General features: G+C 68.7%; 19 protein-coding genes. 10 read left to right on the forward strand and 9 right to left on the reverse strand.

Features of this window, described 5'->3' with window-relative positions; translation table 11 throughout:
• The first annotated feature begins 87 nt into the window (after nt 1-87).
• From mdh to lpdA, 5 genes are all read left to right on the forward strand, one after another.
• Nucleotides 88-1053, forward strand: a complete 966-nt coding sequence (gene mdh, locus AC1RU4_RS21275; RefSeq protein ID WP_492893142.1) for a malate dehydrogenase — start codon at nt 88-90, stop codon at nt 1051-1053.
• 321 nt (nt 1054-1374) lie between these two features.
• Nucleotides 1375-4350, forward strand: a complete 2976-nt coding sequence (locus AC1RU4_RS21280) for a 2-oxoglutarate dehydrogenase E1 component (protein ID WP_492893143.1) — start codon at nt 1375-1377, stop codon at nt 4348-4350.
• Nucleotides 4351-4491: 141 nt separating this feature from the next.
• Nucleotides 4492-5745, forward strand: coding sequence for a 2-oxoglutarate dehydrogenase complex dihydrolipoyllysine-residue succinyltransferase (gene odhB / locus AC1RU4_RS21285; protein WP_492893144.1), 1254 nt, complete (start codon nt 4492-4494; stop codon nt 5743-5745).
• A 27-nt stretch (nt 5746-5772) separates the two neighbouring features.
• On the forward strand, nt 5773-6414 hold the full coding sequence (locus tag AC1RU4_RS21290) for a LysE family translocator (RefSeq protein ID WP_492893145.1): 642 nt from the start codon (nt 5773-5775) through the stop codon (nt 6412-6414).
• 27 nt (nt 6415-6441) lie between these two features.
• Nucleotides 6442-7842, forward strand: a complete 1401-nt coding sequence (gene lpdA, locus AC1RU4_RS21295) for a dihydrolipoyl dehydrogenase (RefSeq protein WP_492893146.1) — start codon at nt 6442-6444, stop codon at nt 7840-7842.
• 93 nt (nt 7843-7935) lie between these two features.
• Here the strand turns inward: lpdA and AC1RU4_RS21300 are convergent, their stop codons facing one another.
• The 3 genes from AC1RU4_RS21300 to AC1RU4_RS21310 all read right to left on the reverse strand — a co-directional run bounded on the left by AC1RU4_RS21300 (nt 7936) and on the right by AC1RU4_RS21310 (nt 9652).
• Entirely contained in the window at nt 7936-8067 is a 132-nt protein-coding gene (locus AC1RU4_RS21300) for a hypothetical protein (RefSeq protein ID WP_492893147.1), read from the reverse strand.
• A 110-nt stretch (nt 8068-8177) separates the two neighbouring features.
• Nucleotides 8178-8612, reverse strand: a complete 435-nt coding sequence (locus tag AC1RU4_RS21305; protein ID WP_492893148.1) for a VOC family protein — start codon at nt 8610-8612, stop codon at nt 8178-8180.
• A 20-nt stretch (nt 8613-8632) separates the two neighbouring features.
• Complete coding sequence (locus AC1RU4_RS21310) at nt 8633-9652, reverse strand: tyrosine recombinase XerC (RefSeq protein WP_492893149.1); 1020 nt, start codon at nt 9650-9652, stop codon at nt 8633-8635.
• 64 nt (nt 9653-9716) lie between these two features.
• On the opposite strand from AC1RU4_RS21310, the gene AC1RU4_RS21315 reads away from it, so the two are divergent.
• The 5 genes from AC1RU4_RS21315 (at nt 9717) to AC1RU4_RS21335 (ending at nt 14229) form a co-directional block, all read left to right on the forward strand.
• A complete protein-coding gene (locus AC1RU4_RS21315) occupies nt 9717-11906 on the forward strand; it encodes a primosomal protein N' (protein ID WP_492893150.1) in 2190 nt (729 codons plus the stop codon).
• Between the two features lie 133 nt (nt 11907-12039).
• Entirely contained in the window at nt 12040-12195 is a 156-nt protein-coding gene (locus AC1RU4_RS21320) for a DUF5993 family protein (protein ID WP_492893151.1), read from the forward strand.
• 10 nt (nt 12196-12205) lie between these two features.
• Nucleotides 12206-12799, forward strand: coding sequence for a disulfide bond formation protein B (locus tag AC1RU4_RS21325; RefSeq protein ID WP_492893152.1), 594 nt, complete (start codon nt 12206-12208; stop codon nt 12797-12799).
• Between the two features lie 184 nt (nt 12800-12983).
• The gene (locus tag AC1RU4_RS21330) at nt 12984-13277 is read left to right on the forward strand and encodes a hypothetical protein (RefSeq protein ID WP_492893153.1); all 294 of its coding nucleotides are present in this window, start codon (nt 12984-12986) and stop codon (nt 13275-13277) included.
• A 7-nt stretch (nt 13278-13284) separates the two neighbouring features.
• Nucleotides 13285-14229, forward strand: a complete 945-nt coding sequence (locus AC1RU4_RS21335; RefSeq protein WP_492893154.1) for an AEC family transporter — start codon at nt 13285-13287, stop codon at nt 14227-14229.
• Nucleotides 14230-14325: 96 nt separating this feature from the next.
• Here the strand turns inward: AC1RU4_RS21335 and AC1RU4_RS21340 are convergent, their stop codons facing one another.
• The 6 genes from AC1RU4_RS21340 to sdhC form a co-directional block, all read right to left on the reverse strand.
• Nucleotides 14326-15573, reverse strand: a complete 1248-nt coding sequence (locus AC1RU4_RS21340) for a glycerophosphodiester phosphodiesterase family protein (RefSeq protein WP_492893155.1) — start codon at nt 15571-15573, stop codon at nt 14326-14328.
• A gap of 70 nt (nt 15574-15643) precedes the next feature.
• On the reverse strand, nt 15644-16531 hold the full coding sequence (gene gluQRS / locus AC1RU4_RS21345; RefSeq protein ID WP_492893156.1) for a tRNA glutamyl-Q(34) synthetase GluQRS: 888 nt from the start codon (nt 16529-16531) through the stop codon (nt 15644-15646).
• A gap of 31 nt (nt 16532-16562) precedes the next feature.
• Nucleotides 16563-17345: a succinate dehydrogenase iron-sulfur subunit gene (locus AC1RU4_RS21350; RefSeq protein ID WP_492893157.1), complete on the reverse strand. Its 783-nt coding sequence runs from the start codon at nt 17343-17345 to the stop codon at nt 16563-16565.
• A 42-nt stretch (nt 17346-17387) separates the two neighbouring features.
• Nucleotides 17388-19229: a succinate dehydrogenase flavoprotein subunit gene (gene sdhA, locus AC1RU4_RS21355; protein ID WP_492893158.1), complete on the reverse strand. Its 1842-nt coding sequence runs from the start codon at nt 19227-19229 to the stop codon at nt 17388-17390.
• Between the two features lie 8 nt (nt 19230-19237).
• Nucleotides 19238-19636, reverse strand: a complete 399-nt coding sequence (gene sdhD, locus AC1RU4_RS21360; protein ID WP_492893159.1) for a succinate dehydrogenase, hydrophobic membrane anchor protein — start codon at nt 19634-19636, stop codon at nt 19238-19240.
• A 4-nt stretch (nt 19637-19640) separates the two neighbouring features.
• Nucleotides 19641-20042 (reverse strand): succinate dehydrogenase, cytochrome b556 subunit, encoded by a 402-nt coding sequence (gene sdhC, locus AC1RU4_RS21365; RefSeq protein ID WP_492893160.1) that lies wholly within the window; start codon nt 20040-20042, stop codon nt 19641-19643.
• Nucleotides 20043-20161: the final 119 nt, after the last annotated feature.

A 20161-nucleotide genomic window follows, 5' to 3' on the forward strand; every position in this document is an offset into this window, starting at 1 on the left:
CCTCGCTTGAACCGTCCGGCGAGAAGCGTTATCGGAAGCCCGCGCGGCAGATCGCCGCCCTATTCCCACGGAATGTCAGGAAATCTCATGGCTCGAGCAAAGATTGCACTGATCGGGGCCGGCCAGATCGGCGGCACGCTCGCCCTTCTCGCGGGTCTCAAGGAACTTGGCGACATCGTGCTGTTCGATGTCGTCGATGGCGTTCCGCAGGGCAAAAGCCTCGACATCGCCGAAGCCACCCCGGTGCTCGGCTTCGACGCCGCCTATGCCGGCACCAGCGGCTATGAGGGCATTGCCGGGGCCGACGTGATCATCGTCACCGCCGGCGTGCCGCGCAAGCCGGGCATGAGCCGTTCCGATCTCCTCGACATCAACCTGAAGGTCATGCAGCAGGTCGGCGCCGGCATTGCCGAGCACGCCCCCGACGCCTTCGTGATCTGCATCACCAATCCGCTCGACGCCATGGTATGGGCGCTGCAGAAGGCCTCCGGCCTGCCGACCCACAAGGTCGTCGGCATGGCCGGCGTGCTGGATTCGGCGCGCTTCCGCTACTTCCTCGCCGACGAGTTCAAGGTCTCGGTGGAAGACGTCACCGCCTTCGTGCTCGGCGGCCATGGCGACGACATGGTGCCGCTGGTGCGCTATTCCGGCGTCGCCGGCATCCCGCTGCCGGACCTCGTCAAGATGGGCTGGACTACCCAGGCGAAGGTCGACGCCATCGTCGACCGCACCCGCAAGGGCGGCGGCGAGATCGTCAACCTGCTCAAGACCGGCTCGGCCTTCTACGCCCCGGCCGCCTCGGCCATCGAGATGGCGACTTCCTACCTGCGCGACAAGAAGCGGCTGCTGCCGGCCGCCGCCTTCCTGTCGGGCGAATACGGCCTCAGCGACCTCTATCTCGGCGTGCCGGTGATCATCGGCGCCGGCGGCGTCGAGCGCATCGTCGAGATCTCGCTCGATGCCGGCGAGCAGGCGATGCTCGACAAGTCGGTCGCCTCGGTGAAGGAACTGGTGGCCGAGTGCCAGAAGATCGTGCCCGCCCTCGGCGCGTGAGACGAAAGTCGGGTCTCCGGCGGCACCTGACGGTGCGGCCGGGGCTCGCTCTGGTGCCGATCTTGCCTGTATCGACGCAGGCCGCGGAACGCGACGATCCGTCCTCAACCGGCGAGATCATCTTTTTTTGCAGGCCGGTGCCGCAATCTCGCGGCATTCATGACGTCAACAAAAGCCTTATATATCGAGCCTGAATAGACTGGGATCAGAGCTTTCGCCCCGCGAGCGGGGCACCGGACCGGCCATCCGCCGCCCAGCGGCGCGGCCGATCCGGCAGCAAAGCGTCTCCACCGGACCGGAAAGGTCCCTCGGGAGCCGACAATGTCGCGCGCGCACACGAACGAAGCTTTCCTGAACACATCCTTCCTCGACGGCGCCAATGCCACCTGGATCGAGAATCTCTACGCCCGCTACGAGGCCGACCCGTCCTCGGTGGACGCGGAATGGCGCGACTTCTTCGGCGCGCTGAAGGACTCCCCGGCCGACGTCGAGAAGAGCGCCCGCGGCGCCTCCTGGAAGAAGGACAACTGGCCGCTGCACGCCAATGGCGAGCTGGTCTCCGCCCTCGACGGCGACTGGATCGAGGTGGAGAAGACGGTCGGCAGGAAGGTCGAGGCCAAGGTCGCCGAGAAGGCGCAGAAGGCCGGCGTCGAGCTCACCTCCGCCGACGTGCAGCAGGCCACCCGCGACTCGGTCAAGGCGCTGATGATGATCCGCGCCTATCGCATGCGCGGCCATCTCCACGCCAAGCTCGACCCGCTGGGCCTGGAGCCGGTGCACCCCGCCCCCGAGCTCGACCCTGTCTCCTACGGCTTCCGCGAGGCCGATCTCGACCGCCCGATCTTCATCGACCACGTGCTCGGGCTCGAATTCGCCACCGTCCGCCAGATGGTGGCGATCCTGCAGCGCACCTATTGCCAGACGCTCGGCGTCGAGTTCATGCACATTTCCTCGCCCGAGGAGAAGGCGTGGATCCAGGAGCGCATCGAGGGCGTCGACAAGGAGATCTCCTTCACCCCCGAGGGCAAGAAGGCGATCCTCAACAAGCTGATCGAAGCCGAGGGCTTCGAGAAGTTCCTCGACGTGCGCTACACCGGCACCAAGCGCTTCGGCCTCGACGGCGGCGAGAGCCTGATCCCGGCGCTCGAACAGATCATCAAGCGCGGCGGCAATCTCGGCGTGCAGGAGATCGTGTTCGGCATGGCCCATCGCGGCCGGCTCAACGTGCTGACCCAGGTCATGGGCAAGCCGCACCGCGCGCTGTTCCACGAGTTCAAGGGCGGCTCCTGGGCTCCCGACGAGGTCGAGGGCTCCGGCGACGTGAAGTACCATCTCGGCGCCTCCTCGGACCGCGAGTTCGACGGCAACAAGGTGCATCTGTCGCTCACCGCCAACCCGTCGCATCTGGAGATCGTCGACCCGGTGGTGCTCGGCAAGTGCCGCGCCAAGCAGGACCTGCTCGGCGACACCGAGCGCGTGCAGGTGATGCCGCTGCTGCTGCACGGCGACGCCGCCTTCGCCGGCCAGGGCGTGGTGGCCGAATGCCTCGGCCTGTCCGGCCTGAAGGGTCACCGCACCGGCGGCTCGATCCATTTCATCATCAACAACCAGATCGGCTTCACCACCTATCCGCGCTTCTCGCGCTCATCGCCCTATCCGTCGGACGTCGCCAAGACCATCGAGGCGCCGATCTTCCACGTGAACGGCGACGACCCCGAGGCGGTGACCTTCGCCGCCAAGATCGCCACCGAGTTCCGCCAGCGCTTCCGCAAGCCGGTGGTGGTCGACATGTTCTGCTACCGCCGCTTCGGCCACAATGAAGGCGACGAGCCCGCCTTCACCCAGCCGCTGATGTACAAGGCGATCAAGCAGCACCCGACCACGCTGGAGATCTATTCCAAGAAGCTCGAAGCCGAGGGCGTCGTCGACGCCGCCGAGTTCGACAGGATGAAGGCCGACTGGCGCGCCCGCCTCGACGGCGAATACGACGCCGGCCAGGCCTACAAGCCGAACAAGGCCGACTGGCTCGACGGCCGCTGGGCCGGCCTCAAGGCGGCGGCGGATGCCGACGACCCGCGCCGCGGCAATACCGGCGTCGACATCGGCGAACTGCGCGAGATCGGCCGCAAGATCACCACCGTGCCGGAGGGCTTCCAGGTCCACCGCACCATCCAGCGCTTCCTCGACGCCCGCGCCAAGGCGATCGCCGACGGCGTCGGCATCGATTGGTCGACGGCGGAGGCGCTCGCCTTCTCGACGCTGCTGCTCGACGGCCACCCGGTCCGCCTGTCCGGCCAGGACAGCGAGCGCGGCACGTTCTCGTCGCGCCATTCGGTGCTGATCGACCAGCAGACCGAGGACCGCTACACCCCCTTCAATCATCTGGAGGAGGGCCAGTGCCGCTACGAGGTCATCAACTCGATGCTCTCGGAAGAGGCGGTGCTGGGCTTCGAATACGGCTACTCGCTGTCCGAGCCCAACGCGCTGACGCTGTGGGAAGCCCAGTTCGGCGACTTCGCCAATGGCGCGCAGGTGATCTTCGACCAGTTCCTGTCCTCCGGCGAGCGCAAGTGGCTGCGCATGTCCGGCCTCGTCTGCCTGCTGCCGCACGGCTATGAGGGCCAGGGTCCCGAGCATTCCTCGGCCCGCCTCGAGCGCTTCCTGCAGATGTGCGCCGAGGACAACATGCAGGTCGCCAACTGCACGACGCCGGCGAACTATTTCCACATCCTGCGCCGGCAGCTGAAGCGCGACTTCCGCAAGCCGCTGATCCTGATGACGCCGAAGAGCCTGCTGCGCCACAAGCGCGCCGTCTCGGCGCTGTCGCAGTTCGCCGCTGGCACCACCTTCCACCGCGTGCTGTGGGACGATGCCCAGAACGAGACGGTGGCCAAGGGGCCGGAATCGGTCACGCTCAAGAGCGACGACAAGATCCGCCGCGTCGTGCTGTGCACCGGCAAGGTCTATTACGACCTGTTCGAGGAACGCGAGCGCCGCGGCATCGACGACATCTACCTGATGCGCGTCGAGCAGCTGTTCCCGTTCCCGCTCAAGACGCTGGTGCAGGAGCTCTCGCGCTTCAAGAAGGCGGAGATCGTCTGGTGCCAGGAGGAGCCGAAGAACCAGGGCGCCTGGGCCTTCGTGCAGCCTTATCTCGAATGGGTGCTGGAGCAGATCGGCGCCGCCTCGGCGCGGCCGCGCTATGCCGGCCGTCCCGCCTCGGCGGCGACCGCCACCGGCCTCATGTCCAAGCATCTCGCCCAGCTCAAGGCGTTCCTCCAGGATGCACTCGACTGACGCGCCCCCGGCGGACGCGCGCGACAGGCACGCGCCTGACCGACAGGTGCCTGACTGACACGCGCGGAATTGACGAACCACTGACGAACCGAACGGAGCGCCGGCGGCTGCCGGCCTAAGCTAGGGTAAGGGAAAACGAGCATGGCCACCGAGATCCGCGTTCCGACGCTGGGCGAATCGGTCACCGAGGCGACCATCGGCAAGTGGTTCAAGAAGGCCGGCGATGCCGTCGCCGCCGACGAGCCCATCGTCGAGCTTGAGACCGACAAGGTGACGATCGAGGTCCCGGCCCCCGCCGCCGGCGTGCTGTCGGAAATCGTCGCCAAGGACGGCGAGACGGTCGGCGTCGGCGCCCTGCTCGGCTCCATCGGCGCCGGCTCGGGCGCACAGGCCGCCCCGGCCGCCGTTCCCGCCAAGGCCGAAGCTGCCAAGGCCGAAGCTGTGAAGGCCGAAACCCCGAAGGCCGCCGCGCCCGCCGCTGCAACCGCAGCCTCCGGGAGCAACGGCCCGGCGGTCGCCAAGCTCGCCGCCGAGACCGGCATCAACCCGGCCATGCTCGCCGGCTCCGGCAAGGACGGCCGCGTCACCAAGGGCGACATGCTCGCGGCGCTGGCCAATCCGCCGGCCGCGGCTCCCGCCGTCCAGGCGCCCGCCGCCCCGGTCGTCGCCCGCGCGCCCTCCCCGGCGGACGACGCCTCGCGCGAAGAGCGCGTGAAGATGACCAAGCTGCGCCAGACCATCGCCCGGCGGCTGAAGGACGCGCAGAACAGCGCCGCCATGCTCACCACCTTCAACGACGTCGACATGTCGGCGGTGATGAGCCTGCGCGCCCAGTACAAGGACGTATTCGAGAAGAAGCACGGCGTGAAGCTCGGCTTCATGGGCTTCTTCACCAAGGCGGTCATCCAGGCGCTGAAGGACGTGCCGGAGGTGAATGCCGAGATCGACGGGCAGGACCTCGTCTACAAGAACTATTACCACGTCGGCATCGCGGTCGGCACCGACAAGGGCCTGGTGGTCCCGGTGGTGCGCAACGCCGACGAATTGTCCATTGCCGGCATCGAGAAGACCATTGCCGGCCTCGGCCGCAAGGCGCGCGACGGCAAGCTCGGCATCGAGGACATGCAGGGCGGCACCTTCACCATCACCAATGGCGGCATCTACGGCTCGCTGATGTCGACCCCGATCCTCAACGCGCCGCAGTCCGGCATTCTCGGCATGCACCGCATCGAGGAGCGCCCGGTCGCGGTGAAGGGCCAGGTCGTCATCCGCCCGATGATGTACCTGGCGCTGAGCTACGACCACCGCATCGTCGACGGCAAGGGCGCGGTGACCTTCCTGGTCCGCGTCAAGGAAGCGCTCGAAGACCCGACCCGCCTCGTGCTGGATCTGTGATCGCAACCATCTGAGGCGGAGGGGGCGTTGAGCTATCTCGGCGAATTCGCGGCCATCATGGCCGTGTTCGCGGTGGTGATCGTGGCGCCGGGGGCGGACTTCGCCCTCGTCGTGCGCCAGAGCGTGGTGCATGGCCGCAAGGCGGCGCTGGTGACCAGCTTCGGCATCGGCGCCTCGCTGCTGTTCCACATCAGCTACACCCTTCTCGGCATCGGGCTCGTGGTCTCGCAGTCGCTGGCGCTGTTCGCGCTGATCAAGTGGTGCGGCGTCGCCTATCTCGTCTATCTCGGCGTCCGCTCCTTCTTCGAGAAGCCGTTCAGCCTCGACGAAGCCTCGCTGGCCGGCGAAGCCGGGGCGGCCCGCCCTCCGTCGCTGCCGGGGTGCTTCGGCATGGGCTTCCTCACCAATGCGCTGAATCCCAAGCCGGTGCTGTTCTTCCTGTCGCTGTTCTCGGCGCTGGTGAGCCACGAGACGTCGGCCGCCGTCACCTTCCTGTATGGCATCGGCATGGCGACGGCGCTGATCGCCTGGTTCGCCGGCGTCACGCTGTTCTTCACCAATCCCGCCGTGCGGGCACGCTTCGCGGCCGGGGGCCGCTGGTTCAACCGGGTCACCGGGGCGACCTTCGTGCTGCTCGGCCTGCGCCTCGCCGTCCAACGGGCCGGCTGATCACTTTCGGCATTCAAGGAAGCCTCCATGTCCTACGACCTGATCGTCATCGGCACCGGCCCGGGCGGCTATGTCTGTGCTATCCGCGCCTCCCAGCTCGGCCTCAAGGTCGCGGTGGTCGAGAAGCGCGCCACCTTCGGCGGCACCTGCCTCAATATCGGCTGCATCCCCTCCAAGGCGCTGCTGCACGCCTCGCACCTGTTCGAGGAAGCCGCGCACGCCTTCCCCAACATGGGCATCCTCGTCGACAAGCCGAAGCTCGACCACGCGGCGCTGCTCGGCTTCAAGGACCAGGCGGTCGAGGGCAACACCAAGGGTGTCGCCTTCCTGATGAAGAAGAACAAGATCGACACCTATCACGGCACCGCCACCATCGCGGCGCCGGGCAAGGTGGATGTCGCGATGGCGGACGGCTCGCAGCAGGCGCTGGAGACCAAGGCCATCGTCATCGCCACCGGCTCGGACGTGGCGAAGCTGCCGGGCATCGAGATCGACGAGACCCGCATCGTCTCCTCCACCGGCGCGATTGCGCTGGAGAAGGTGCCGGGCAAGCTGATCGTGGTCGGCGCCGGCGTCATCGGGCTGGAGCTCGGCAGCGTGTGGCGCCGCCTCGGCGCGCAGGTCACCGTGGTCGAATATCTCGACCGCATCCTGCCGGGCATGGACCTGGAGGTGGCGAAGTCGTTCCAGCGCATCCTGCAGAAGCAGGGTTTCGAGTTCAGGCTCGGCGCCAAGGTCACCGGGGTCGATTCGTCGGGCGCCACGCTCAAGGTCTCGGTGGAACCCGCCGCCGGCGGCGCCGCCGAGACGCTGGAGGCCGACGTGGTGCTGGTCGCCATCGGCCGCGTCGCCTACACGGAAGGCCTCGGCCTGGAGGCGCTGGGCGTCGAGAAGGACAAGCGCGGCCGCGTCGTCACCGACCATTATTACCGCACCAGCGTGCCGGGCATCTTCGCCATCGGCGACGCCATTGCCGGGCCGATGCTGGCCCACAAGGCCGAGGACGAGGGCGTGGCGATCGCCGAGCTGCTCGCCGGCCAGGCCGGCCATGTGAATTACGACGTCATTCCCGGCGTCGTCTACACCGCGCCGGAAGTCGCCGCGGTCGGCAAGAGCGAGGAAGAGCTGAAGGAAGCCGGCATCGCCTACAAGGTCGGCAAGTTCCCCTTCCTCGCCAATGGCCGCGCCAAGGCCAACAACGAGACCGAGGGCTTCGTGAAGGTGCTGGCGGACGCCGCCACCGACCGGGTGCTGGGCGTGCACATTATCGGCATCGAAGCCGGCGAACTGATCCACGAATGCGCGGTGCTGATGGAGTTCGGCGGCTCGTCCGAGGACCTCGCCCGCACCTGCCACGCCCACCCGACCCGCTCGGAAGCGGTGAAGGAAGCCGCGATGGCGGTGGAAAAGCGCGCCATCCACATGTGAGCGAGCGGCGGCGCGTCACCTCCGCTGGAAACGACGACGGCCCGGAGATCGCTCTCCGGGCCGTCGCGTTTCAGCAGGGGAATTCGGGAAGGATCAGCTGCCCTTGCTGTCGGTCGCCACCGGGGGCTTGGCCGACGCGTGGCCCTGATAGCAATCGGCGAGCGCGGCGCCCGAAAGCGCGGCGGTGAAGGACAGGGCACACAGGGCCATCACGATCTTTTTCATGCAGGGTCTCCTCTGTCTGCTTCGGATGGCGACCAGTGTACGCCGGACAGGCACGATGAAAAGCGCGCCAGCGGTGGCCCGTCACCTGACGGAAGACAAAAGCCCTCGCCTCACGCACCCGTGTAGGTCACCGCCTCGATCTTCCAGCCGTCCGGGTCGAGCAGGAAGGCCGCATAATACCCCTCGCCGTAATGCGGCCGCAGCCCCGGCGCGCCGGCATCGGTGCCGCCATGGGTGAGCCCGGCGGCATGGAAGCTGTGCACCGCCTCCCGGTCGGGCGCCATGAAGCACAGGTGGAAGCCCGGCGGCGGCGTCACGGCCGTGCTGCGGTGCTGCACCCAGAATGGCGCCGCCCCCGGCGTGCCCTCCGGTGAAGGCGCCTCCCCGGCCGGTCCCCAGCAGGCGGACGCGCCTTCCTCTTCGGCGTGGAAGGCGACCCGGACCAGGTCGAGCGGCGCCAGCACCGCGTCGTAGAACGCCACCGCCCGGTCGAAATCGGCGACGCCGATCGACATGTGCTCGATCACCGGCCTGATCGGTCTCATCGTACACCCCACTGCACTGATCATACACCTGACGAGCCGGACCGATCGATGCCGATCCGCGCCCGCGGATGCGCCGCCCGCCAGGTCGCCATCAGCGCGGTGGCGTCGACGGCGGCGTAGATCTGCGTGGTGGAAAGCGAGGCATGGCCGAGAAGTTCCTGGATCGAGCGCAGGTCGCCGCCCCGCGCCAGCAGATGGGTGGCGAAGGAGTGCCGCAGCGCATGCGGCGTCGCCGAATCCGGCAGCCCGAGCGCCCCGCGCAGCTGCTCCACCGTGCGCTGGATCACCCGCGGCGACAGCGGCCCGCCCTTCTCGCCGACGAAGAGCGGCCCGCCGAGCTCGAGGTAGATCGGGCAGGCGCGGACATATTCGTCGATGGATTTCAAGACGTTGGGCAGCACCGGCACCATGCGGGTCTTGCCGCCCTTGCCGGTGACGACGATGTGGTCGCCCTCCCCGGGTGCCGGCATGTCGCGCCGGCGCAGCCCCAGCGCCTCGGAAATGCGCAACCCGGATCCGTAGAGCAGCGCCAGCACCGCGGCGTCGCGCAGCAGCACCCAGGTCTCGCGCGCCTCCCCGGCGCGGATGCCGGGATCGGCGAGCTTCCTCGCATCCGCCACCGAGACCGGGCGCGGCAGCGATCGGGGAATGCGCGGCGCCCGCACCGCGGTCAGCGCCCCGACCTTACCCAGCCCCTCGCGCTCCAGATGCCGGCCGAAGGAGCGGGCGGCGGCGAGGAAGCGCATTTGCGTGCGCGGCTCGATGCCCTCCGCCCGCCGGGCGGCGATCACCGCCCTGACGTCGCGCGGGGTCAGCGTCTGGAAGGCGGCGAGGTCGGGACGTGCACCGAGATGGACGGTCAAGTGATTGAGAAAGCTCGTCATATCGCGGGCATAGGCCTCGCGCGTCTTGGGCGAGAGCCGGCGCTCATGGCCGAGCCGCGCCAGCCAGGCGGCAAGCGCCGCCGCCACGTCCGGGCTCGCGCCGGCCAGCAGCACCGTCTCCGCCCGGTCCGCCTTCTGTGCGTCGCTGCTCGCCATCCGGCCCTCCCCGTTCCCCTGCTATGGTGCCATATGTGGCTTAATGAAAGCTCCGATTCTCTCCATGTTCGACGCCCCGCCCGCCACGGTCGACGTGCTGCTGCCCGTCGCCATCGGCGCCGCCTATTCCTATCGGGTGCCCGAGGGCATGGACCTAGCGCCCGGCGACATCGTGGTGGTGCCGCTCGGCACGCGGCGCATTCTCGGCTGCGTCTGGCCGCGCGAGCCGGGCGCCGAGGGCAAGCCGGTCGATCCGGCCAAGCTCAAGCCGGTGCACAGGAAATACGCTGTTCCCCCGCTGTCGGTGGAGATGATCGCCTTCATTCGCTGGGTGGCGGACTACACCGTCACCCCGCCCGGCATGGTGCTGCGCCTCGCCTTGCGCCATGACGAGAGCGCCGGCCCGGCGCGCGAGCGGGTCGGGGTGCGGCTCACCGAGCGCCGACCGGAACGCCGCACCGCCGCCCGCGAACGGCTGATCGAGGCGCTGGCCGACGGCTTCCTGCGGCCCAAGGGAGATGCCGCCCGCGAGGCCGGCGTCTCGCCCTCGGTGGTGGACGGGCTGATCGACGAGGGCGTGATCGAGACCGTCACCCTCCCTCCCGAACCGGCCGCCGAGCCGCCGGATCCCGACCATGACGCGCCGGAGCTGCTGCCCGGCCAGGCGGCGGCCGCTTCCGTGCTGCGCGAGGCGGTGGCCGCGCATGAGTTCCGCGTGCACCTGCTCGACGGCGTCACCGGCTCCGGCAAGACCGAGACCTATTTCGAGGCGGTGGCGCAGGCGATCCGCGATGGCCGCCAAACCCTTATCCTGATGCCGGAAATCGCGCTGACGCAGGCGTTTCTCGACCGCTTCGCCAGGCGCTTCGGCGTGGTGCCGGCGCAATGGCATTCGGCGGTGGGCACCAAGCGCCGCGCCCGCGTGTTCGCCGGCGTCGCCTCGGGCGAGGTCAGCGTGGTCGCCGGCGCCCGCTCGGCGCTGTTCCTGCCGTTCCGGGATCTCGGCCTCGTCATCGTCGATGAGGAGCACGATTCCGCCTACAAGCAGGAGGACGGCGTGCATTACCATGCCCGCGACATGGCGGTGGTGCGCGCCCGGCTCAACGATGCGCCGGTGGTGCTGGCCTCGGCGACGCCCTCCATCGAGACCGAGGTGAACGCACGGCGCGGCCGCTATGCCCGCCTCGCGCTGCCGGAACGCTTCGCCGGCACCAGGGTGCCGCGGCTGGAGCCCATCGACATGCGCCGGCAGGGTCCGCCCAAGGGCCGCTGGATCGCTCCCGGCCTGGTCGAGGACATCACCCGCACCGTCGAGGGCGGCGGGCAGGCGCTGCTGTTCCTCAACCGGCGCGGCTATGCCCCGCTGACATTGTGCCGCTCCTGTGGCCACCGCATCCGCTGCCCCTCCTGCTCGTCCTGGCTGGTCGAGCACCGTTTCCGCCGCCGGCTCGAATGCCATCAATGCGGCTATGCGACACCGGTGCCGGAGGCCTGCCCCTCCTGCCATGAGCCGAATGCGCTCATCCCCTGCGGACCCGGCGTCGAGCGGCTGCACGAGGAAATCGCGGCGCTGATGCCCGGAGCGCGCGTGCAGGTGCTCTCCTCCGACCTTGCCGGCGGCGTCGAGCGGCTGCGCGCCGAGCTGAAGGCCATCGAGGACGGCGAGGTCGATGTCGTCGTCGGCACCCAACTGGTTGCAAAGGGCCATAATTTCCCCGGGCTGGCGCTGGTCGGCGTTGTGGACGCCGATGTCGGGCTCGGGCACGGCGACCCGCGCGCGGCCGAGCGCACCTTCCAGCTGCTGCACCAGGTCGCCGGCCGCGCCGGCCGCCACAGCGTCGAGGGCCGCGCCTTCCTGCAGACCTATATGCCCGAGCACCCGGTGATGCAGGCGCTGATCGCCGGCGACCGCGCCGCCTTCTACGACCGCGAGATCGGCGTGCGCGAGGAAGCCGCCCTGCCGCCCTTCGCCCGCTTCTGCGCCCTGGTGGTCTCGGCGGGCGAGCAGCCCGAGGCGCAGCGCCACGCGCAGGCGCTCGCCGCCTCCGCCCCGATCGTCGAGGGCGTGCGCATACTCGGCCCGGCCGAGGCGCCGATCTCGCTGCTGCGCGGCCGCCACCGACTGCGCCTGCTGGCACGTTCCCCGCGCGCGTTCGACCTCTCCGCCTATGTCAGGGCGTGGATGCAGGCGGCGCCGCGACCGAAGGGCAATGTGAAGGTGGAGATCGACATCGACCCGCAGAGCTTCCTGTGACCGCCGCGCGAAGGTGCCCGGCCCCGCCACGACGCCGGCCTCGTCGCGACGCCGGCCTCATCGCGGCATCGTGACAGGGCGGGCGAATCCTGCTGTGGTCACGTTCTCTTACTCCCGCGACGAGGCCGCGCCGATGATGAGCCTTCCCTTCTTCGGCCTGTTCGCGGCGCTGGTCCTCGCCGGCACCGGCCATCGCCGGCCGGCCATGGTGGCATGGGCGCTGTCCATGGGCGTGCTGGCGGTGCTGTTCCGCGAGCATGCCAGCGACATGCTGAACATCGTGCTGTGAGGCGGCGACCGTGAGCCCCGCGCCCCGCCCTGCCGGCCCGATCGGCCCCGAAGGCTCCCGCCTCCTCAACGAGCTCGGCCTGCTCGCCGTCTCGCTGGTGCTGGCCTTTGCCTTTCTCGACCAGTTTTTGCGCGGCGATCTGCCGTGCCCGCTCTGCATCCTGCAGCGGGTCGGCTTCGTCGGGGTGGGCTTCGGCCTGGCGCTGAATGTGCGATTCGGCACCCAGCCGAGCCATTACGGCATCGCGGTCCTGTCGGCGATGGCCGGTGGCCTCGTCTCGGCGCGGCAGGTGCTGCTGCATATCGTGCCCGGTACCGGCACCTATGGCGACGCCCTGCTCGGCCTGCATTTCTACACCTGGGCGCTGGTGCTCTACATCGTCATCATCGCCGGCTGCGCCGTGCTGCTGCTGTTCGACCGGCAGTTCAACCGCGCGACGCCGCGCCCGCGGCCGACGAGCGGCCTCGCCCTCGCCTCGCTCCTCCTCGCCGCCGCGCTGGCGCTCGGCAATGGCGTCTCGACGGTGCTGGAATGCGGCGCCGGCCTGTGCCCGGACAATCCGGTCGGCTACGAGCTGCTGCCTTCCCGCCCGGCCGTGCCGTGAGCGCCCGGCCCACACGAACGCCATATTGACGCCGGGCCGCCGGGCGCCTAGCTTCGCCACCATGACGACCATGAACATGAGAGAGCGCTTTTGCGCAGGGCGGCGAATTCGTCGCCCGGCCGACAGGATCGGCCGGGAGTTCTGACGCGCGCCTGCCCTTCCTCGTCATTCGTGGACTGTTCCCATGACCCATGGTCTTCTCCGTCATCGCCTCGTCGTCGAGGCCGATGCCCATCCCAATCTCATGCTCCGCCTGCTCGAGCCCTTCGCCGTCCATGACGTGCAGCCGACGCGGGTGCGCATGGACGGTCCCGCCGACGGCGTGATCGATCCCGCCAATCTTGGCCATATGCGGGCCGAGATCGCCTTCGTGGCCTCCGTCGAGGTCGCCGATCGCCTGTGGTCGCGCATCGACGTGATGGTCCCCGTGCGGTCCTCCCATCTCGTCTCGACGGCGTCGTCGGAAGCGGCGGCCTGAGGCATCCATGCTCGCGCAGCTCGGCGCCATCGCCTTCATCGTGGCGCCGGTCTTCGGGCTGATCGGCATCGGCTATGTGTCGAGCCTCAGCGGCCTGCTGCGCGAGCGGGCGGCCGAAGGCCTGTCCGAATACGTGTTCGGCCTCGCCGTGCCGGTGCTGATCTTCAAGACGCTGGCCGAGGCCGGCCTGCCGGCGGAAGGCCAGCCCTGGGGCTACTGGATCGCCTATTTCACCGGCGCCTTCGCCGTCTTCGCGCTCGGCATGCTGGCGGCGCGGCGTCTGTTCGGGCGTGGCCATACCGAGGCGGTGATCCAGGGCTTCACCTCCGGCCAGGCCAACACCGTCTTCGTCGGCGTGCCGCTCATCCTGCAGGCCTTCGGGCCGGAGGGAGCGGTGCCGCTGTTCCTGCTGATCGCCATCCACCTGCCGGTGATGATGGTGGTCGCCACCGTGCTCACCGAGGGCGCCACCACCGGCCTGTCGTTCACCGGCCTGAGGAAGCTCGGCCGCATGCTGGCCTTCAACCCGATCCTGCTCGGCATCTATGCCGGCGGGATCGCCAAGGTGGTCGGCTACGTGCCGGACGGGCTGTTCAAGCAGACGCTCGACATGCTCGCCGCTTCCGCCTCGCCCTGCGCGCTGATCTCGCTCGGCCTCGCCCTGCATCGCTACCCGATCCGCGGCGATCTCGGCCCGGCGGTGATGATCACCGCGCTCAAGCTGATCGTGCACCCGGCCATCGTCTACGCGCTGACCCGCGTCCTTCCCATGCCGCCGGTCTGGGCCGATGTCGCGGTGGTGTTCGCCGCCATGCCGAGCGGCATCAACGCCTATCTGCTGGCCCAGCGCTACCGCGTCGGCGTCACCGCCTCGGCGAGCGCGGTCTCGCTGTCGACGGCGCTGAGCCTGTTCACCGTATCGGTGTGGTTCCTGATTCTCGGGGTGGGCTGAGCCCACCGGATCGGAAAGGGCCAAGGCCCGCCGCCGGCGGAGCGGACGCCGGACGGCGGCGGCTTGCCTCGCCTCGCCTCGCCGAGCTTGCCGCGCTCAGTTCAGCTTCATGCAATTGGCGTAGAAGGTGGTGGTCGCCGGCCAGTCGGAGAACACGCCGATGACGCCGATATCGCGTGCCAGCACGTCGAGCAGCGCCAGCGTGTCGCCGTCGCGGTCGGTCACCGACTTGATCGACTGGTAGTAGTACCCGCCGCCGTCCTTCAGCGGGCCGGAGCGTTCCAGCGACCAGGAGATCAGCCCGAGCCCGGCCTTCTTCGCCGCCTCGGCATAGGCGGAGGGCACGATCCCGCCGTCCTTCGCGGTGACCAGCATCCACAGCGGCGGGGCGAGGATCTTCACCCCCTTGTCGGCCAGCTCCTGCATGGAGGGCTTCCAGGTCTCCGGCTTCATGTTGTCGAAGCCCGTCTCGGTCTCGTCGCGCCCGTCGAGATAGACCGCCTGGGCGCCGAATTCCGGCTCCGCCTTCAACCAGTAGAGCACGTCCTCGAGCTGGAACGACTGGGCATAGACATCCTTGGCGTCGACGCCGGCCGCCTTGTACTCGTCGATCATCTGCTGGGCATAGCGGGCCTGCGTGTAGTCGCCGTCGAAGGGCATCGCCACTTCCGGCGCCTTCAGCTCCGGCGTGAACTTCCGGCCGAGCGATTTGACCAGCGCGATATATTCCTTGTGGCTCATCAGCGTCGCGCGGTCGACATAGAGGTCGGTGCGCCAGCGCGGCGTCGCGTTCATGTAGTCGGCGACATTGGTGGCGTTCGGGTTGCCGGCGTCCATCTTCGGGTGCAGCGACTTGAACTCGGCCAGCGTCAGGTCGCTGGTGCAGCATTTCGCGCTCGCCTTGCGGCCGGTGGCCGGATCGGCCGGCTGGAAGCCCTGCGAGCATTTCGAGGCCAGTTCCGGCCGGGCGAGGATGTCGGTGGTGGTGTGCAGGTCGCACTGCGCGTGGCGGCACACCAGCTCGCGGTCCTTGGTGAAGGCAACGTCGCATTCGATCACGCCGGCGCCCATCTGCGCGGCGGCGAGATAGCCTTCGCGCGTGTGCTCGGGAAACTGCAGCGGCGCGCCGCGATGCGAGATCGAGAAATTCTTCGTCGTGAAGGGGCCCTTGCACTGCGCCAGCTGCTGCTTGAGCGGGCCCTCCTTCATCTGGTCGACGAGATGGAAGGGACGCGGGCCGATATCGGCAAGCCGGCTAACATCCTGCGCGGCGACGGGAGCGGCGAACGACAGCGACAAGGCTATCGCGGCGATCGGCAGGCGGATCGACGAGAGGCTCGGCATGACGGGTTCCCTTGCGGTCGGGGCGGCGGTCGGCGCAGCGATAGCCGACGCCGGTGACACCGCTTTGACGCTAGGCGAGGCTTTCTCCCTCCAATGCCAGCCGCCGGACCTCCGCCGGCGTGACGCCGCAGGCCCGCAGCGCGCGCAGGCTCTCCGAACCGATCGATTTCGACAGCTTTCGCCCCTCCGCATCCCGCACCAGCGGATGGTGCCGGTAGGCCGGCTCGGGCAGGCCCAAGAGCCGCTGGAGCAGGCGATGCACCGAGGTGGCGGCTTTCAGGTCGGTGCCGCGCACCACATGCGTCACCGCCTGCAAGGCATCGTCGACCACGACGGAGAGGTGATAGCTGGTCGGCGTCTCCTTGCGGGCGATGACGACGTCGCCCCAGGCGAGCGGGTCGGCGACCGCCGGCTCCGGCTCGCCGCATTCCCACCAGGTCAGTCCCTGCTCAGCCAGTCCCTGCCCGGCCAGCGCCGCCGCGCGCGCCATGTCGAGCCGCAGCGCATAGGGCTCGCCCCGCGACTGCCGCGCGCGCCGCTCGTCCTCGCCCATCGCGTCGCGGGAAAACGGAAACAGCGGCGCGCCATCGGGATCCGCCGGCCAGTCCGGCCGCGCCGCCACCGCCCGGCGGATCTCGGCGCGGCTCTCGAAGCTGGCATAGACGAGGCCCATGGCCTCCAGCCGGGCGAGCGCGGCGGCATAGTCGCCCATGTGTTCGGACTGCCGGCGCACCGGCCCTTGCCATTCGAGGCCGAGCCAGGCGAGGTCCTCTTGGATCGCCGCCTCGAATTCCGGCCGGCAGCGTGCGGCATCGATATCCTCGATGCGCAGCAGCAGGCGCCCGCCCAGCGCGCGCGCCATCGCGGCGTTCAGCAGCGCCGAGCGCGCATGGCCGAGATGCAGCAGCCCGTTCGGGCTCGGCGCGAAACGGAGGATGGGCGGGGCGGGCGCGGTCATCGCCCGCCTGTGTAGCGCAGGAAAGGCCGCCTCAATACTGGCGGGCGACCATCATCTTCTTGATTTCGGCGATCGCCTTGGCCGGGTTGAGGCCCTTCGGGCACGCCTTGGCGCAGTTCATGATGGTGTGGCAGCGATAGAGCCGGAACGGATCCTCGAGGTCGTCGAGCCGCTCGCCGGTCGCCTCGTCGCGTGAATCGATCAGCCAGCGATAGGCCTGCAGCAGCGCCGCGGGGCCGAGATAACGGTCGCCGTTCCACCAGTAGCTCGGGCAGGAGGTCGAGCAGCAGGCGCACAGGATGCACTCGTACAGCCCGTCAAGCTTCTCGCGGTCCTGCCGCGCCTGCGGCCATTCGCGCTCCGGCGCCGGGGTCTTGGTGTGCAGCCACGGCTCCACCGAGGCATGCTGGGCGTAGAACTGGGTGAGGTCAGGCACCAGGTCCTTCACCACCGGCATATGCGGCAGCGGGTAGATGTTGACGCTCTTGGCCGTCACGTCGTCCATGCTCTTGAGGCAGGCCAGCGTGTTGGTGCCGTCGATGTTCATCGCGCAGGAACCGCAGATGCCCTCGCGGCACGAGCGGCGGAAGGTCAGCGTCGGGTCGACCTTGTTCTTGATCCAGATGAGGCCGTCCAGCACCATCGGCCCGCAATCGTCGCGGTCGACATAATAGGTGTCGACATGCGGGTTCTTCCCGTCATCCGGGTTCCAGCGATAGATCCGGTACTCCGTCAGCCGGTTGGTGCCTTCCGGCTTCGGCCACACCGTGCCGTCGACGAGCTGGGAGTTCTTGGGAAGCGTCAGCTGGACCATGTCGGCCTTCATCCTCGCCTGCGGCCGATGCCGCCGGCCTTATCAATAAACGCGCTTGCGCGGCTCGATGTACTGGATGTCGTTCGAGAGCGTGTAGGTATGCACCGGCCGGTCGTCGAGCTTCACCGAACGCGTGTCGAAATCGACGAAGGCCAGCGTGTGCTTCATCCAGACGGCGTCGTCGCGCTCGGGATAATCCTCGCGCGCATGGGCGCCGCGGCTCTCGGTGCGGGCCGCCGCGCTTTCCATGGTCACGGTGGCGAGGCCGATCAGGTTGTCATATTCCAGCGTCTCGATGAGATCGGAATTCCACACCAGCGAGCGGTCGGTGACGTCGATGTCGTCGGTGCCGGCGAACACGTCGGCGATCAGCTTGCGGCCCTCCTCCAGCACCTCGCCGGTGCGGTAGACGGCGCAATTGTTCTGCATCACCTTCTGCATGGCCAGCCGCAGCTCGGCCGTGGGCGTGCCGCCCGAGGCGTTGCGGAAGCTGTCGAGGCGCGAAAGCGCCAGGTCCGCCGAGCCCTGCGGCAGTTCGGGGTGCTTCTCGCCGGCGGTGACGATGTCGGCGCAGCGCAGCGCCGCGGCGCGGCCGAACACCACGAGGTCGGTCAGCGAGTTGGAGCCGAGCCGGTTGGCGCCGTGGATCGACACGCAGGCGCATTCGCCCACCGCCATCAGGCCGGGCACCACATGGTCGGGATTACCGGCCTTCTTGGTCACCACCTCGCCGTGGAAATTGGTCGGGATGCCGCCCATGTTGTAGTGCACGGTCGGCAGCACCGGGATCGGCTCCTTGGTGACGTCGACGCCGGCGAAGATCTTCGCGCTCTCGGAAATGCCCGGCAACCGCTCGGCGAGGATCGCCGGGTCGAGATGGTCGAGATGCAGGAAGATGTGGTCCTTGTTCTTGCCGACGCCGCGGCCCTCGCGGATCTCCATGGTCATGGAGCGCGAGACGACGTCGCGCGAGGCGAGGTCCTTGGCGGAGGGCGCATAGCGCTCCATGAAGCGCTCGCCCTCGGAATTGGTGAGGTAGCCGCCCTCGCCGCGCGCGCCCTCGGTGATCAGGCAGCCCGAGCCGTAGATGCCGGTCGGGTGGAACTGCACGAATTCCATGTCCTGCAGCGGCAGGCCGGCGCGCAGCACCATGGCGTTGCCGTCGCCGGTGCAGGTATGGGCGCTGGTCGCCGAGAAATAGGCCCGGCCGTAGCCGCCGGTGGCGAGGATGACCATATGCGCCCGGAAGCGGTGAATGGTGCCGTCGTCCATCTTCAGGGCGACGAGGCCACGGCAGCGTCCTTCCTCGTCCATGATCAGGTCGAGGGCGAAATACTCGATGAAAAACTCGGCGTCGTGCTTCAGCGCCGCGCCGTACAGCGTGTGCAGGATGGCGTGGCCGGTGCGGTCGGCGGCGGCGCAGGTGCGCTGCGCCGGGCTCTTGCCGTAGTCGATGGTCATGCCGCCGAACGGGCGCTGGTAGATCTTGCCGGCCTCGGTGCGCGAGAACGGCACGCCCCAATGCTCGAGCTCGTAGACGGCGGCGGGCGCGTGGCGCACCAGATATTCGATGGCGTCCTGGTCGCCCAGCCAGTCCGACCCCTTGACGGTGTCGTACATGTGGTAGCGCCAGTCGTCCGTGCCCATGTTGCCGAGCGAGGCGGCGATGCCGCCCTGGGCGGCGACGGTATGCGAGCGGGTCGGGAACACCTTGGTGATGCAGGCGGTGCGCAGCCCGGCTTCCGAGCAGCCGACCACGGCGCGCAGCCCGGCGCCGCCGGCTCCCACCACCACCACGTCATAGGTGTGGTCGGTGATCGGATAGGCGCTCGCCAGATGCGCGTTGTTCGGGGCGGTGCCGTTGGCGGAAGAGGTCTCGGCCATTGGGTAACTCAGCCTCCGAAGCTGATCTTGAGGATCGCGAACACCCCCGCGCAGCCCATGGCGGCGCAGAAGAAGGTGTTGGCGACGAGTGCGAGCACCTTGGTGCCCTCCGAATGCACGTAGTCCTCGATCACCACCTGCATGCCGAGCCGCATGTGCACGGTGATGGAGACGATCGCGAGGATGAGGATGATGGCGACCACCGGGTGGCCGAGCGTGGCCAGCACCCGCGCCGGGCTTTCACCGGCGACGCAGATCAGCACGCCGAGAAAGGCGAGCGTCAGCGGCACGTTGGCGAGCGCGGTCACCCGCTGCAGCCAGAAATGGCCGGTACCGGAGCGGGCGGAGCCGAGGCCGGCGACGCGGCGGCGCGGCGTGCGCAGGGACGAGCCGGAAAACTCACTCATCGGCTCAACCTTTCACCACAAAGATGACGATCCAGAGCAGCACGGTCAGCGCCACCGAACCGCCGATGGTCAGCTTGGCGAGCAGCTCGCGCGCCTCCGGCCCGAAGCCGTGGCCGGTATCCCAGATGAAGTGGCGCATGCCGCCGAGCATGTGGTGGAGCATCGCCCAGCTGAAGCCGAACAGCATGATCAGCCCGATCCAGCTGCCATAGACGGCGTTCACCGTCTCGAAGGCGGCGTCGGAGCTCGCCGCCGCCACCAGCCACACGATCAGCAGGAAGGTGCCGAAATACAGCGCCACGCCGGTGATGCGATGGACGATGGACATCATCATCGTCAGCATCGGCCGGTAGATCTGAAGATGCGGCGAAAGCGGCCGTCGGGCAGCGCCGTGCAAGTCGGACATGGGAAGGTCCTTCACTCGATGCGGTGTGCGTAGCGGAAACGATTGCAGTTCGCAATCATTCCAAAGGCGACGTCTATAGGTTTTTGGGTGCGTCGCAGCAAGGGCAACCTAGCCTCCCT

The organism is Ancylobacter sp. GW821-FHT10E12, from assembly GCF_058809335.1.

Excerpts from the sequence above, each read along its gene's own strand:
- AC1RU4_RS21330 (WP_492893153.1), top strand. The coding sequence starts at position 12,984 with ATGACCCATGGTCTTCTCCGTCATCGCCTCGTCGTCGAGGCCGATGCC.
- AC1RU4_RS21300 (WP_492893147.1), bottom strand. The coding sequence starts at position 8,067 with ATGAAAAAGATCGTGATGGCCCTGTGTGCCCTGTCCTTCACCGCCGCG.
- AC1RU4_RS21305 (WP_492893148.1), bottom strand. The coding sequence starts at position 8,612 with ATGAGACCGATCAGGCCGGTGATCGAGCACATGTCGATCGGCGTCGCC.
- odhB (WP_492893144.1), top strand. The coding sequence starts at position 4,492 with ATGGCCACCGAGATCCGCGTTCCGACGCTGGGCGAATCGGTCACCGAG.
- AC1RU4_RS21340 (WP_492893155.1), bottom strand. The coding sequence starts at position 15,573 with ATGCCGAGCCTCTCGTCGATCCGCCTGCCGATCGCCGCGATAGCCTTG.
- sdhC (WP_492893160.1), bottom strand. The coding sequence starts at position 20,042 with ATGTCCGACTTGCACGGCGCTGCCCGACGGCCGCTTTCGCCGCATCTT.
- AC1RU4_RS21320 (WP_492893151.1), top strand. The coding sequence starts at position 12,040 with ATGATGAGCCTTCCCTTCTTCGGCCTGTTCGCGGCGCTGGTCCTCGCC.
- gluQRS (WP_492893156.1), bottom strand. The coding sequence starts at position 16,531 with ATGACCGCGCCCGCCCCGCCCATCCTCCGTTTCGCGCCGAGCCCGAAC.
- AC1RU4_RS21310 (WP_492893149.1), bottom strand. The coding sequence starts at position 9,652 with ATGGCGAGCAGCGACGCACAGAAGGCGGACCGGGCGGAGACGGTGCTG.
- AC1RU4_RS21350 (WP_492893157.1), bottom strand. The coding sequence starts at position 17,345 with ATGGTCCAGCTGACGCTTCCCAAGAACTCCCAGCTCGTCGACGGCACG.
- AC1RU4_RS21280 (WP_492893143.1), top strand. The coding sequence starts at position 1,375 with ATGTCGCGCGCGCACACGAACGAAGCTTTCCTGAACACATCCTTCCTC.
- AC1RU4_RS21335 (WP_492893154.1), top strand. The coding sequence starts at position 13,285 with ATGCTCGCGCAGCTCGGCGCCATCGCCTTCATCGTGGCGCCGGTCTTC.
- AC1RU4_RS21315 (WP_492893150.1), top strand. The coding sequence starts at position 9,717 with ATGTTCGACGCCCCGCCCGCCACGGTCGACGTGCTGCTGCCCGTCGCC.
- mdh (WP_492893142.1), top strand. The coding sequence starts at position 88 with ATGGCTCGAGCAAAGATTGCACTGATCGGGGCCGGCCAGATCGGCGGC.
- sdhD (WP_492893159.1), bottom strand. The coding sequence starts at position 19,636 with ATGAGTGAGTTTTCCGGCTCGTCCCTGCGCACGCCGCGCCGCCGCGTC.
- sdhA (WP_492893158.1), bottom strand. The coding sequence starts at position 19,229 with ATGGCCGAGACCTCTTCCGCCAACGGCACCGCCCCGAACAACGCGCAT.
- lpdA (WP_492893146.1), top strand. The coding sequence starts at position 6,442 with ATGTCCTACGACCTGATCGTCATCGGCACCGGCCCGGGCGGCTATGTC.